This window comes from Janthinobacterium sp. TB1-E2 (assembly GCF_036885605.1).
Lineage (GTDB): Bacteria > Pseudomonadota > Gammaproteobacteria > Burkholderiales > Burkholderiaceae_D > Janthinobacterium > Janthinobacterium aestuarii.
In genome coordinates, this window is record NZ_CP142523.1 from 1,690,688 (window position 1) to 1,703,483 (window position 12,796).

13 protein-coding genes are annotated in these 12,796 nt (G+C 63.7%); 2 read left to right on the forward strand and 11 right to left on the reverse strand.

The window, feature by feature from the left end:
• Positions 1–46: 46 nt before the first annotated feature.
• From OPV09_RS07550 to OPV09_RS07595, 10 genes are all read right to left on the reverse strand, one after another.
• On the reverse strand, positions 47–1,354 hold the full coding sequence (locus OPV09_RS07550; RefSeq protein ID WP_070303687.1) for a tetratricopeptide repeat protein: 1,308 nt from the start codon (positions 1,352–1,354) through the stop codon (positions 47–49).
• A 160-nt stretch (positions 1,355–1,514) separates the two neighbouring features.
• Positions 1,515–2,648: a sn-glycerol-3-phosphate ABC transporter ATP-binding protein UgpC gene (locus OPV09_RS07555; protein WP_338681027.1), complete on the reverse strand. Its 1,134-nt coding sequence runs from the start codon at positions 2,646–2,648 to the stop codon at positions 1,515–1,517.
• A gap of 14 nt (positions 2,649–2,662) precedes the next feature.
• Positions 2,663–3,991 (reverse strand): MFS transporter, encoded by a 1,329-nt coding sequence (locus tag OPV09_RS07560; protein WP_319992432.1) that lies wholly within the window; start codon positions 3,989–3,991, stop codon positions 2,663–2,665.
• Between the two features lie 26 nt (positions 3,992–4,017).
• Entirely contained in the window at positions 4,018–4,866 is an 849-nt protein-coding gene (locus OPV09_RS07565) for a carbohydrate ABC transporter permease (RefSeq protein WP_338681029.1), read from the reverse strand.
• A 12-nt stretch (positions 4,867–4,878) separates the two neighbouring features.
• Positions 4,879–5,748 carry a sugar ABC transporter permease gene (locus tag OPV09_RS07570; RefSeq protein ID WP_319992434.1) on the reverse strand — a complete coding sequence of 290 codons (870 nt, stop codon included), beginning with the start codon at positions 5,746–5,748 and terminating at the stop codon, positions 4,879–4,881.
• A gap of 7 nt (positions 5,749–5,755) precedes the next feature.
• Positions 5,756–7,015 (reverse strand): ABC transporter substrate-binding protein, encoded by a 1,260-nt coding sequence (locus OPV09_RS07575; RefSeq protein WP_338681030.1) that lies wholly within the window; start codon positions 7,013–7,015, stop codon positions 5,756–5,758.
• Positions 7,016–7,147: 132 nt separating this feature from the next.
• On the reverse strand, positions 7,148–8,161 hold the full coding sequence (locus OPV09_RS07580) for an SIS domain-containing protein (protein ID WP_046685311.1): 1,014 nt from the start codon (positions 8,159–8,161) through the stop codon (positions 7,148–7,150).
• Positions 8,151–9,263: an N-acetylglucosamine-6-phosphate deacetylase gene (gene nagA, locus OPV09_RS07585; RefSeq protein ID WP_070303682.1), complete on the reverse strand. Its 1,113-nt coding sequence runs from the start codon at positions 9,261–9,263 to the stop codon at positions 8,151–8,153. Before nagA ends, OPV09_RS07580 begins: the two co-directional genes overlap by 11 nt.
• Complete coding sequence (locus tag OPV09_RS07590; RefSeq protein WP_046685618.1) at positions 9,260–9,994, reverse strand: GntR family transcriptional regulator; 735 nt, start codon at positions 9,992–9,994, stop codon at positions 9,260–9,262. The genes nagA and OPV09_RS07590 overlap by 4 nt, the downstream gene beginning before the upstream one ends.
• Before the next feature lie 2 nt (positions 9,995–9,996).
• Positions 9,997–10,869, reverse strand: coding sequence for a BadF/BadG/BcrA/BcrD ATPase family protein (locus OPV09_RS07595; protein ID WP_338681031.1), 873 nt, complete (start codon positions 10,867–10,869; stop codon positions 9,997–9,999).
• Between the two features lie 348 nt (positions 10,870–11,217).
• Here OPV09_RS07595 and OPV09_RS07600 point away from each other — a divergent pair, with 348 nt between their 5' ends.
• Positions 11,218–11,505, forward strand: coding sequence for a hypothetical protein (locus OPV09_RS07600; protein ID WP_034759823.1), 288 nt, complete (start codon positions 11,218–11,220; stop codon positions 11,503–11,505).
• A 51-nt stretch (positions 11,506–11,556) separates the two neighbouring features.
• On the opposite strand, the gene OPV09_RS07605 is transcribed toward OPV09_RS07600, so the two are convergent.
• On the reverse strand, positions 11,557–11,835 hold the full coding sequence (locus OPV09_RS07605; protein ID WP_139248364.1) for a hypothetical protein: 279 nt from the start codon (positions 11,833–11,835) through the stop codon (positions 11,557–11,559).
• Positions 11,836–12,249: 414 nt separating this feature from the next.
• Between OPV09_RS07605 and OPV09_RS07610 the strand changes: the two genes are divergently transcribed.
• Entirely contained in the window at positions 12,250–12,774 is a 525-nt protein-coding gene (locus tag OPV09_RS07610) for a hypothetical protein (RefSeq protein ID WP_070303680.1), read from the forward strand.
• Positions 12,775–12,796 lie beyond the last annotated feature (22 nt).

Genomic DNA, 12,796 nt, shown 5'->3' on the forward strand with positions numbered 1-12,796 from the left:
CGGCGTGAACCGGGAACTGCCTTGCGCTTGCTGGCGGGAGCGGGAATTACTGTGCCGCTGCTGCCGGTGCCGCCGCTGCCGTGGCAGGACGGTTCAGCCACAGGATCCAGTAGCGGGCCAGATCTCCCACGCCGTCACCGCCCTTGACCGTTTCCAGTACCTTGATGGCGTCATCTTTCTTGCCAGCCATGGCGTAGGAATAACCGAGGCGCAGCTTGGCGTCTTCTGGACGCTTCAGGCCGCCCTTGGCGATGCCTTTCTCGATCAGGTCGATACCTTTGTCGAACTGGTCCATCGTGACGAAGGCGTAACCGAGGTTGATCAAGCCCGTGCCATCCTTGCTCTTCATGGCCGACGCTTCGCCGCTGGCGATGCTTTTCGCATCATCGGCGGCAGCCTTGTTGGCCTGGTCGCGCAGTTTCTTGTGTTTGGCGGCATTCGCGCCCGTGCCCAGCACGCCTTTGGCAAAGCCCGCGTCGAGGACTTTTTTCGCTTCCGTCGGGAAGGCGTTCTGCAAGGCGATTTCAGCCATGTCGCTGTAATCTTGCGGCGGCATGGTGCCCACGGCCTTGAATTGCAGGCGCAGCACGTCGAGCGCGAAGCGGTCGGAATAGCCGGCCTTGCCTTGCGTGCGGCTCAGCAGATCGCTCCAGTAGTCATCGGACGGGTAGTAGCGCACCAGGTTTTCCATGGCGACCAGGTAGGTGGCTGGATCCTTGCTTTTCGAACCCGTGTTGGCCAGCAATTGCAGTTCTTCGATGGTCGGCGTCTTGCCCGCTTGCTGCTTGGCCGTCAGGTCGGCCATCAGTTCCTGTTTCGCGCGCGCGAAATCATTGCTGAAGTAGTAGGCGCGGATGATGTACGGGCGCATGGTGGTCGCGTCGCCCGTTTCCGTTTGGTAACGGGTGAACCACTTGATGGCGTTCGGGTAATCTTTGGCATTGTAGTGGTAGTTGGCCAGTGCCTGGATGAAGTCGCCCTGGGCTTTCTTGTCCAGCTTGCCCGATTCGATGACCGCTTCCAGTGCCGTCATGGCCATCGGCGCATTGTTGGTGGTCGAGGCCAGCGCCACGCGCAGGCGGTTCAGCACGAACGTTTCATACGGCGTCAGGGCCGGGATGGCGGCAGCCTGGTCGATGCGGCTTTGCACGTCGGCGTAGTTTTTCGCATCCATCGATGCCTTCACGGCAACCGGATCGAGCAGCTTGAACACTTCAGGACGTACCGAATCGGCCGGAGCGGCAGCAGCGGCGGCGGCTGGCTTGGCATCCTGCGCGTGCGACAGGGATGGCAGGACATTGAGGCCGATGGCGGCCAGGAGCAGGCTAAGGCGTGCAAGACGGAATTGGGACATGGTCAATCCTTCAATCAATAACAAAAATACGCACCGGCGCTGGCAGCCGCAACATCGTGCAGTGGCATTGCCAGAGGGGCAAGGAAGCTCGAAAAAAACACATTCTGCCAGTCTGCCTGCATAAGTCAAACAGAAGCGGCATGATACAAAGCGGCTATTGTCACATAAACGGCTGAGCGGGTGCGGCAAACGTGCGCGCCAGGGCTTGCCCTCTGGCATCGAACAGCAGGCAGCGCTGCGGCGGCAGATGCAGGCGCATGGCGTCGCCCGCGTGGCGCAAGCCATCCTCGGCCGGCAGCTTGACCGCCAGCATCTCGTTTGCGCCCGGCATGCTGGCGTAAACGATGGCCACGTCGCCCAGGTATTCGGCATGGCTGACGGCCGCGTCGACGACGTTGTTGTCCGTATTGGCACCGTGCTGCAGGCTGACATGCTCGGCGCGCACGCCCAGGGTCAGCTGGTCACCCGGCGCCACGCCATCGCCCAGTGCTTCGACGTCGATGACGGCGCCGCCGGGCAGGCGCACGGCCACGGAACCGGGGCCGCAGGCGACGGCCTCGCAAGCGATGAAGTTCATCTTCGGCGCGCCGAGGAAGCCGGCCACGAACAGGTTGCCGGGATTGTTATACAGCTCGTGCGGACTGCCCACCTGCTCGATGCGCCCGCCGTTGAAGACGACGATGCGCTCGCCCAGGGTCATGGCCTCGACCTGGTCGTGCGTGACGTAGATCATGGTTGTCTTCAGTTCCTGGTGCAGGCGCGAGATTTCCACGCGCATCTGCACGCGCAACGATGCATCGAGGTTCGACAGCGGTTCGTCGAAGAGAAAAACCTTGGGTTTGCGCACGATGGCGCGGCCGATGGCCACGCGCTGGCGCTGGCCGCCCGACAGGTCTTTCGGCTTGCGTTTCAACAGCGGCGTGATCTGCAGGATCTCGGCCGCGCGCTCGACGGCGGCGCGCACCTCGGCCTTTTTATGCCCGGCCAGGGAGAGGGCGAAGGCCATGTTCTCGTACACCGTCATGTGCGGGTACAGGGCGTAGCTCTGGAAGACCATGGCCAGGCCCCGCTCGGCCGGGGCGATGTCGTTGGCCAGCCGGCCGCCGATATGCAGCTCGCCATCCGTGATGTCTTCCAGCCCCGCGATCATGCGCAGCAGCGTCGATTTGCCGCAGCCGGACGGTCCCACGAAGACGACGAATTCGCCGTCGCGGATATCGAGGTCGATGCCGTGGATGACCGGGTGCTTGTCGTCGTACAGCTTGACGATATTTTTCAATGCGATATGTGCCATGAAGTGCTTCTATCCTAGCTTGCGCTGGCCGGCGCGGACGTGGCGCCGGCGTCAGATGGGTCGGAGGTATCCTTCGGGCCGATGCGCATGAAGCGCGACAGGATCAATACGGGCACGGCCGACACCAGCACCCACAGGAAGAAAGTCTTGTAGCCGAGCGCCGTCTGGATGTCGCCACTGATCATCTTGAACAGCACGGAACCCAGCTGCATCACGCCGGTGGCGAACGCATAGTGGGCCGTCTGGTACTTGCCCACGGAGACCACCTGCATCATGAACAGGATCAGGCCGACGAAGCCGAAGCCATAGCCGAACATCTCCACGCTGAGCGCGGCCGTGATCAGGGTCAAGTCGGTCGGCATGCTGTGGCTCAGGTAGTAGAACACCAGGTTCGGCAAGTTCATGGCGAGAATCAGGAAGAACATGGCGCGCTTGAGGCCCAGCCACGACGTGAAGTAGCCGCCGCCGATGCTGCCCAGCAGGAAAGCGACGGTGCCGGCCGTGCCGTACACGGCGCCCACTTCCGTCGTCGACAGGCCCAGCCCTCCAAGCTCGCGCGCTTCGCGCAAGAACAGCGGGCCGATGGTCTGCACTTGCGCCTCGCCCGCGCGGAACAGGATGATGAAGGCGATCATGCCCCAGATGCCGGGCTTTTTCAGGAAGTCCACCAGCACGTCCCACAGGGTGCGGCTGATGCCCGCCACGCTCTTGTCGGCCACGGCCGCGTTGCGCACCTGCGGCAGCGCCCACAGGTGATAGGCGGCCAGCGACAGCATCATGGCGCCGATGATCAGGAAGATCACCGACCAGGCGGGCTTGACGCCGATTTTTTTCTCGAGGTAGCCGGCCAGGATCACCAGGCCGCCCAGCGAGATGAATTTGCCGGCATTGAAAAAGGCGCCTTGCCAGCCCGCATAGGCGGCCTGCTGCTTGTCCGACAGGCTGGCGATATACAGGCCATCGCAGACGATGTCGTGCGTGGACGAGGCCAGCGCGGCGACGAACAGCACGGCGATGCAGGCGGCGAACCACAGCGGCGTTTGCAGGGCCAGCGCGATCAGGCCCAGGCTCAGGCCGCCAAGGAACTGGAACAGCACCACCATGGTCTTCTTGCTCGACGTCAGCTCCAGGAAGGGGCTCCACAGCGACTTGAAGACCCAGGCAAAGCCGATCAGGCCCGTCCAGCGGGCGATCTGGTCGTTCGGCACGCCCATGCTCTTGAACATCAGGCCGGCCACCAGGGCCACGGCGTAGAACGGCAAGCCCTGGGCGAAGTACAGGGTGGGCACCCAGGAAATCGGGCTGCGAGCTTTTTTGCTGATGCTGATGCGCTGGTCGTGCATGGAGGCTTCCTTATCGAGAGACGTTTTCATTTGACTGCGCCGTCCATGCCGCGCATGAAGAAGCGTTGGGTAAACAGGAAGGCGAGCAGGGTCGGCACGATGGTGATCAGGGTGCCGGCCGCGATCACGCGCGTGCTACTGCCGAAGGTGCCGCGCAAGTACAGCACGCCCACCGACAGGGGAAATTCATCGGGCTTGCTCATGACGATGGATGGCCAGATGTATTCATTCCACGATTCGACGGCCGTCAGGATGCCGACGGTGGCCAGCCAGGGCGTGATCAGGGGCAGCATGATGCGGCTGAAGATGACCCACTCGGACGCGCCGTCGACACGCGCCGCGTCGATCAGGTCTTGCGGCACTTCCTCGAACGCCTGCTTGAGCAGCAAGATGGCCACGGCCGTCACCACGTTGGGCAGGATCACGCCCGTGTAGGTATCGACCAGGCTCATTTGCGTGATGGTGATGAAGTTGACGAGGAAGTTGACCTCGGACGGCAGCACCAGGGTAGCCAGGATCAGGCCGAACACGAGTTTGCGGCCGCGGAATTTCAGGCGCGCCAGCGGATACGCGGCCAATGAACACAGCAGCAGTTTCCAGAACACGGTGAATACGGCGATCAGCACGGAGTTCCTGAAGAACGACCAGATCGGGATCGCCTTGAACACCTCGATGAAGTTGTCGAAGGACGGCGCCTTCGGCCAGAAGGTGGGCGGGAAGGCGAAGATATTGCCTTCCGTGGAAATGGCCGTCACCAGGGTCCACCAGAACGGGAAGACGCAGACGACGGCGATGGCGCATAGCACGGCATAGTGGCCCGTGTATTGGCCAATGAGCTGCAGGCGGGTTTTCAGGGGGCGGGAGCGGTTTGTCATGGTCATTCCCGGTTAGCGGTGCTTCGGTTTCAGATAGCGCAGGCACAGCAGGGCGATGGCTATGCAGAACAGCGAGACGACGAAGCTGGCCGCCAGCGCGCGCGGCAGTTTCAAGTGTTTGAGGCCCTGGTCATACGCGTAGTACAGCGCCGTGAAGGTGGAATTCATCGGGCCGCCCTGGGTCAGCACGTCGACTTCCTGGTACGCCTTCAGGGCCGCCAGCACGGACAGGATGGAGCACAGCATGATGGTGGGGCGCAGCATCGGCACGGTGATCTTCCAGAAGCGCTGCCAGCGGTTGGCGCCATCGAGCATGGCCGCTTCCTGCATGTCCGACGGTATCGATTGCAGGGCCGCCAGATACATCACCATATACCAGCCCAGGCCGCGCCACAGGGTGACGAACATCACGGCAAACAGGGCCAGGCTGTCGTTCGTCAGCCAGCCCACGGGCGCGTTCACGAGCTTCAAGGTCATCATCACGTAGTTGAGCGCGCCCTGTTCATGGAACATGAAGCCCCACATGATGCCGACCACGGAAACGGTGGTCACCACGGGCACGTAGAAGGCGGCGCGGAACAAACGGATGCCGGGCAGGCGGTTGTTCACCAGCACGGCCAGCACGATGGCGCCCACCTGCACGAAGGGCACCATCAGCAAGAACATCAGCGAATTTTTCAGGCCCGAGACGAACATCTCGTTGTTGAAGATGTAGCGGAAATTATCCAGGCCGACGAAGCGCGTCTCGCGTATCAGGCTGTAGTCGGTAAACGCCAGCACGGAGCCGTAGCCGACGGGCCAGAAGGAAAAGGCGGCCAGCAGCAGCAGGGCGGGAGTCAGGAACAGCCAGGCTTGCACGGTGTGGCGGTGGGCGAGTTTCATGGTGTCCTTAGTGGCGCGGCAGGGTGGCCAGCTTGCGGTTCCAGATGGCGACGGCCTGGTCCAGCGCCTGCTTCACATCCTGCTTGCCCGTGACCCCGGCTTCGACGGCTTTCACGAGCGAGCGGCGCAACTCGTCGTAGTCGTCGATGCCGGCCACGTACAGGGTGCGCGAATGGCCCATCGACAGGGCGCCGGCGGCCACCGCTTTTTCAGCCGCGCCCGCGTTTGCTGGCGTGGCGAGGAAGAACGGATCGGCCGCCGCTTTCACTGTGGTGGGAAAGACGCTGGCCTGGCGCGCGAAGGCCAGCTGGTTCTCGTCGTTCGTCAGGAAGCGCGCGAACTTGCCGACCGACGGCAGCTGGCGTGCCGGCACGCCTTTCGGAATGGCGAAGTGCACGAGCCAGCCGCCGTCGGCGATGCCGGTGGGGCCCAGCGGCGCGGGAGCCACGTCGGTGATGGTGTAGATGTCTTTCGCGTCGCCGCGGATGCGCTGCATGGCCGTCGGCGGCGCCAGCAGCATGCCCAGGCGGCCGCCCTTGTAGGCGTCGATCACGGCCGGGAAATTGTCTTCGGCGAACAAGCTTTCCTTCAATAAGCCACCGACCTTGTAGGTATCGGCCAGTTTCTGCACCAGCGCCACGTGCTGCGGCGAATTGAAGACGGCGCGGTTGTCGGTGATGACGGCCAGGCCCTGCTGCATGAACAGGCCGTCGATCTTGGACAGGGCGGGGGCGATGCCGGCCTTGCCCGTGCGTTGCGCGATCTGGCGCGCGTACGCCAGCTGTTCATCGAGGCTGGCGGGGCCGCGCGTGAGGCCCGCCTGCTTGAAGATGGCGGTATTGAAGGCGATCACCGCGACATTGCTGTACATGGGAAAACCATAGGTGCGGCCCTTGAAGCGCAAGTCGTCCAGGGCGCTGGGAATGTAGCTGGCGCGCGCTTCCCCGATCAGGCCATCGACGGGTGTGAGCAAGCCGTCGCGCGCAAATTCGTCGGCCCAGGGCACGTTCAGGCTGACCAGCGCGGGCGGCGTGCCGGCCACGATGCGCGTGACCAGCTTGGTCTGGATGATGTCCCACGGGAAGTCGACCCATTCGATCTTGACGCCGGGATTCTGCGCCTCATAGCGCGCCACCACCGCATTGAAATACGGCGTGAACTTGGGCTTCATGCTGAAGGTCCAGAATTCGATTTTCTCGGCAGCCCATGCCTGCGGCGCGAGCAGGCCCGCGCAGGCAACAACCGCCAACAGTCTCTTGATCGTCATTTTTATCCTGGAGCGTGGCGCTCCAATGTCCATGAGTCCGCGGCGCGGGTACATGCCCTTGCCGTCGCTTATATTCGGGTGCTTCTGATGGCAGCCGCGCCCCGTGCCGGGGGCGTAGCTGCCGGGTAGTGCCTAGTTGGTCTTGGTGACCTTGCTCAAGTGACGCGGCGCATCCGGATCCATGCCGCGCGCGGCCGACAGTTTTGCCGCCATCACGTAGAAGGACTGGATGGCGACGATCGGGTCGAGGTCCGGCGTGGCCGCCACGGGCAGGGTCAGGTCGCGCTCGGCCACGTCGGCGGGCGCCGCCAGCAAGACCTTGGCGCCGCGGCCGCGCATTTCGCTGGCCAGCTGCAGCAGGCCGGCCTGGGTAGGGCCGCGCGTGGCGAAAATCAGCAGCGGGTAGCCGTCTTCGATCAGGGCCATCGGGCCGTGCTTGATTTCGGCGCCGCTGAACGCTTCCGCCTGCAGGGCCGAGGTTTCCTTGAATTTCAGGGCCGACTCCAGCGCCACGGGGAAGCTGATGCCGCGTCCGACGACCATGATGTTGCGGGCCGGGGCCAGCACGTCGATCGCCGGTGACCAGTCGACGCGGGTCGCTTCGAGCAGCGCCTCGGGCAGCGCTTCCAGGCCGCCCAGCAGCTCGGGATCGTTCTGCCACTGTGCCACCATGCGCGCACCGGCGACCAGGCTGGTAATAAAGCTCTTGGTGGCGGCGACGCTTTGTTCCTTGCCGGCGCGCAGGGGCATGGCCCATTCGGCGGCGTGTGCCAGCGGCGAATCGATGTCGTTGACGAGGGCCACGGTGGTGGCGCCGCCGTCGCGGAAGTAGCGGATCGGTTCGACCACGTCAGGGCTCTGGCCCGATTGCGAGATCGAGATGGCCAAGGTGTCGCGCGTCACCAGCGGCGACTTGTTCAGGGTGACCAGCGACATCGGCAGCGAGGCCACGACGCGGCCCAGGCGCGCCATGATCAGGTAGGCGACGTAGTTGCAGGCGTGGTCCGAGCTGCCGCGCGCGATGGTCAGCGCGGTCGAGAACGAGGTGCTCCTCAATTTGCGGCCCAGTTCCGCGTAGCGTTCCGTGTCGCTGGCCAGTTGCAGGGCGACGCATTCGGCGGCGGAAATGGCTTCTTTAAGCATCATTGAGGTCACAGATTTCTCCTTCTATATACACAGCTTTGAGTTTGAGATCGCGATCGAGTACCACCAGATCGGCGTAAGTACCGGGGGCCAGCCGGCCGCGTTCTTCCAGGCCCAGGTAATCGGCGGCGTTGGTCGACACGCGCTTGGACGCGTCGGCCAGGTCCAGTCCCAGTCCCACCAGGTTGCGCAGCGCCTGGTCCAGGGTCAGGGTGCTGCCCGCCAGTGTGCCGTCGGGCAGGCGCACGCCGCCCATGCATTTCTGCACGGCGTGGCGGCCCAGCATGTATTCGCCGTCCGGCATGCCGGTGGCGGCGGTCGAATCGGTGACGCAGTACAGGCGCGGGATGGCGCGCAGGGCCACCTTGATGGCGCCCGGATGCACGTGCAGCAGGTCGGGAATCAGTTCCGCGTATTCGGCGTGCGCGAGGGCGGCGCCGACCATGCCCGGCTCGCGGTGGTGCAGGCCGCTCATGGCGTTGAACAGATGCGTGAAGCCCATGGCGCCGTGTTCCAGCGCGGCCACGCCGTCTTCGTACGAACCGAGCGTGTGGCCGATCTGCACGCGCACGCCGGCGTCGGCCAGGGCGCGCACCAGGTCCAGGTGGCCGGCGATTTCCGGCGCCACGGTGATGACGCGCAGCTTGGCCAAGGTTTGCAGGCGTTCGATTTCAGCCAGGGTGGCGGCGCGCGCGAAGTTGGGCTGCGCCCCGAGCTTGCCGGAATTGATGTATGGGCCTTCCAGGTGGGCGCCCAGCACGCGCGCCGTGTTCGGGCGGCGGTGGTTGGCGGCGATGCCGATGGCCGTCAAGGCCATGTCGATGTCTTCCGGCGGCGCCGTCATGGTGGTGGCCAGCAGGCTGGTGGTGCCGTGGCGCGCGTGGATGGCCGCGATGGTGTAGACGGCTTCGCCGCCTTCCATGATGTCCTTGCCGGCGCCGCCATGCACGTGCAGGTCGATAAAGCCGGGCAGAATATAGTCGTCGCTGTTGCCCGACGGGTGGCGGGAATCACCGGTTATGCTGTCGACGCGCTCGCCGAAGGCGATGGCGCCGTGGATCCAGCCACCGGGGGTAAGGATATTGCCTTTGATAGTGCTGCTCATCTGCGCGACTCCGCTACGAATTCATAATAATCACTGCGGCAATACGAGTGGGTCAGTTCCACCGCTGCGCCGTTGTCGAGATAACTGACACGGGTGATGTGCAGCATGGCTTCACCCGTCTTGATATTGGCCAGCTTGGCCTGTTCCGCCGTAGCGTTGACGGCGCGGATATGCTGCAGCGCGCGCATCGGGATGGTGCCGCGCGACTCCAGGTAGCCGTACAGCGAATCGGTCACCTGCTGCGGGTCCGGCATGTACAGGGCTGGGATGGTGGTCGTTTCGATCGCCATCACCACTTCATCGGCCGTGCGCAGGCGGCGCAAGCGCGCCACCGGCATGTGCGGCGACAGTCCCAGCGACAGCAGTTCCAGCGGCGCGGCCGAGCCGATGTCGCGCTGTAGCCAGCGCGAGCCGGCCGTAAAGCCCCGCTGGCGCAATTCTTCCGAAAAGCTCGTCAGGCGCGACAGCGGCTGTTCCAGCTTGGGCGTGATGTAGGTGCCCGAGCCGCGCTTGCGCGTCAGCATGCCCCGGTCGCACAGCATGTCGATGGCCTTGCGCGCCGTGACGCGCGAGATTTCCAGGATGTCCGACAGCACGCGCTCGGAAGGCAAGGCCTGGTTGGCGCGCCAGTCGCCGCTGGCGATGCCGTCCGACAGCATGTTCGCCAGTTGCATGTAGAGCGGCGTGTCGCTGGCCGGATTGGGTTTGAAGGTGGACAGTTTGGCCAGCATGGTCATTGCTCCTGCAAGTGCTTGCGTATCAGGCGCAGACCGCCTGCGGCCGAGTCGCCCTGTGCCGGCACGACCAGTTTCAACAGTTCCGCCGGCAGGTAGCCGGACAAGGGCGCCGCCAGGCCGCCGCACAGGGCCACGGGCAAGGCGCCGGCCGGGTCGAGCGCCCTGGCGATCAGCGCGATCTGCCGGCCCGCATCGACCAGGATGGTGTGCGCCACGGCATTGCTGACCGCGTGTTCAAGCACCAGCCGTGCCAGTTGCGCGAAATTGGTCTGGCTGGCGGCGGCCAGCCACACTTGCATGGCGTCGCGCTGGCCGCCGCAGGCGTCGATGACGGCCGTGGCGAAGGCGCTGCCGGGCACGCGCCCGTCGACCACTTGCTGCGCGTGGTTGATGGCGCGCATGCCGATCCAGGCGCCGCCCGCCTCGTCGCCGGAGGGGAAGCCCCAGCCGCCCACTTCGTGGCGGCTGCCGTCCGCGTGCAGCACTTCGCCCACGCTGCCGGTGCCGATGGCAACGATGGCGCCCGGCTGGCCCGCATGCGCGCCCAGCAGGGTGGTCAGGGCATCCGATTCCAGCGCCACCAAGGCGTAGCCGGGATTGTGTTCGACGAAGCTGGCGGCCCACTGCTTGTTGTGCACGCCGGCCAGGCCCAGGCCGATGGCCATGCGCTGCAATGACGGCTGTTCCAGGCCGGCCGTGCGGAAGGCCACGGTGACGGCATGCGCCACGGAGGTCCAGGCCCGTTCGATGCCCAGTCCCAGGCCGGAGGGGCCGCTTTGTCCCTGTGCCAGCTCCTGGCCGTCGAGGCGCGCCAGGCGTACGCGGGTACCGCTTCCCCCGCCGTCGACGCCGATTATGTATTCGATCATGTTGTGCAGTCCCGCGTTTGGTTGAGTGCGCCTGTCTCGGTTCTTTTATTTGTCGGGCGGCGAAAAAGCTGAAGGCACTATATTGTCGCCCCGAGGGCTTGTCAACAGGTATTTAAGTGGTATTAATAATTGCGTTGCGCGGCGTCGCGCCATGCCCGAGGGATTGATCGCAAGTATTTGTTAATAAAGGATTTTTTGTGGATGCCGAATGGTATTGAAATTGGCCTTGTTTAATGCCAATTTTTTGCAACTGGTCTGTTGTTGGGCGAGCGGTATTGCTTGTATGCATGCTTGGCAAGGGACGTCATGAAGAGTAAAGTCCGCCTTTTACACCTGAGTTGGAAGAGCATGATGAACGACAAGGCAGCAAAGAGCGAGTACTGGGACGACTGGCAGCAAGAGGCGCTGGCCGCTGGCGTGTCGGCGCCGCTGGCTGCGCTGGGCATGGAAATGATGCGCACGCACCGCAAGAACCGCTGGCCGAAGGATTTCCTGGGCCGCGAAAGCGATGGCCCGGTCATGATCGAAATGTGCCTGGAAGATGAAGCGGAAACGGAATTGTTCTTTATCGAGAACCTGTATCCCTACGATGCGGCGCTGATCGAAAAGACGCGCCGCCGTCTGTGCCTGCACTGATCGTGCGCTGACGCGTGACTGGAACGGCCGCCTTGCGCGGCCGTTTTCACGTCAGGTGCTGAATTTTTCGCTGCTGGTGGTGCTGCTGGCGCGCATGCGCAGGCTCAGCAGCACGATGGTGACCAGCAGCAGCGAATGCGTTCCCGGTTCATGCGAAGCGGGGACGCGCAGGCTGGCGTCCGGCGAATGGAAGCTGGCCAGGCGCGTGGCCAGGGTGGGGGGTGTCGCCTGGTAGGCGGCCATCTGAACCGGCGGCGTGCCTGCCGCCTGCGTGTTGCCAGCGGCCCAGAGCGTCAAGGCCGCGCCCAGCAAGATCATTGTTCTCATCATATTGTCTGTTTCCGCCGAGGGCTGTAAATCGATTACACATGGTCGTGCCGTATGCCGGCCATGTCCTGTCCCCAGTTTGTATGCTTGTTTCCGTGCTGGTCACGCCGCACCGGAATGATATCTATTTATAAAGTTCGTGTATTAAAACATAATAAAATAAAAATGCAAACGTCTTTTTGCAAATAAGCGCATGCGCTGCCCGTGCTTGCCGGGCGGGATCTATTGCATGGGGGAAATGACGTGGCATTTTCATGGGGGAGTGTCATAATGGCTCAGGCATTTCCGCCCAGGCATGGAGTAGATGATGAGCAAGGCACAGGACAGCAAGAAAGAAGCCAAGAAGGAACCGGCCAAGACCATGAAGGAAAAGAAGGAAGCCAAGAAGGTCAAGAAAGAAGAGCGCAAGCGCTGACCATGCGCGTGCGCCGTTCATCGATGCGCCCGTGGCGTGCGCCGGCCTTGCTGGCGGCGTTCGCCCTGCTGGCCTGCGGCGTGCCCGTGTCCGGCGTGCTGGCGCAGCAAAAGCCGCCGCCGTCCACGTTCGGGCAAGTGGTGGGCAATGCCGTGCTGTGCATCGACCAGATCGACAACAAGGCCTTCTATGCGTATCTGCTGACGGCCTTCGGCCCCGCCTACAAGCATGAAGGGGGCGCCTACTGGTTCCGCACGGACGCCACCTTGTGGGGCGCGCCGATTACCGACGTGATCGTCAGCGACGACACGAGTCCCCTCGTCTTCATGGGCGTGGTGGCGGACTCGACACCGGAAAAGCTGGAGCCGGCCATCCGCGGCGTCTCGGGCCTGCGCTTCAATAAACTCGATAATTCCGCCTTTCCTGTCCGTGGTTCCGTGCCTGGCAGTAAAATCGTCTACTTCCGCAGCAAGGCGAAAGTCTATTGCGCCAAATACAAGCCGTTGCCGCCCGCCCGCACCCGATGAGGGTATCGGCTTGCCGCTGCGC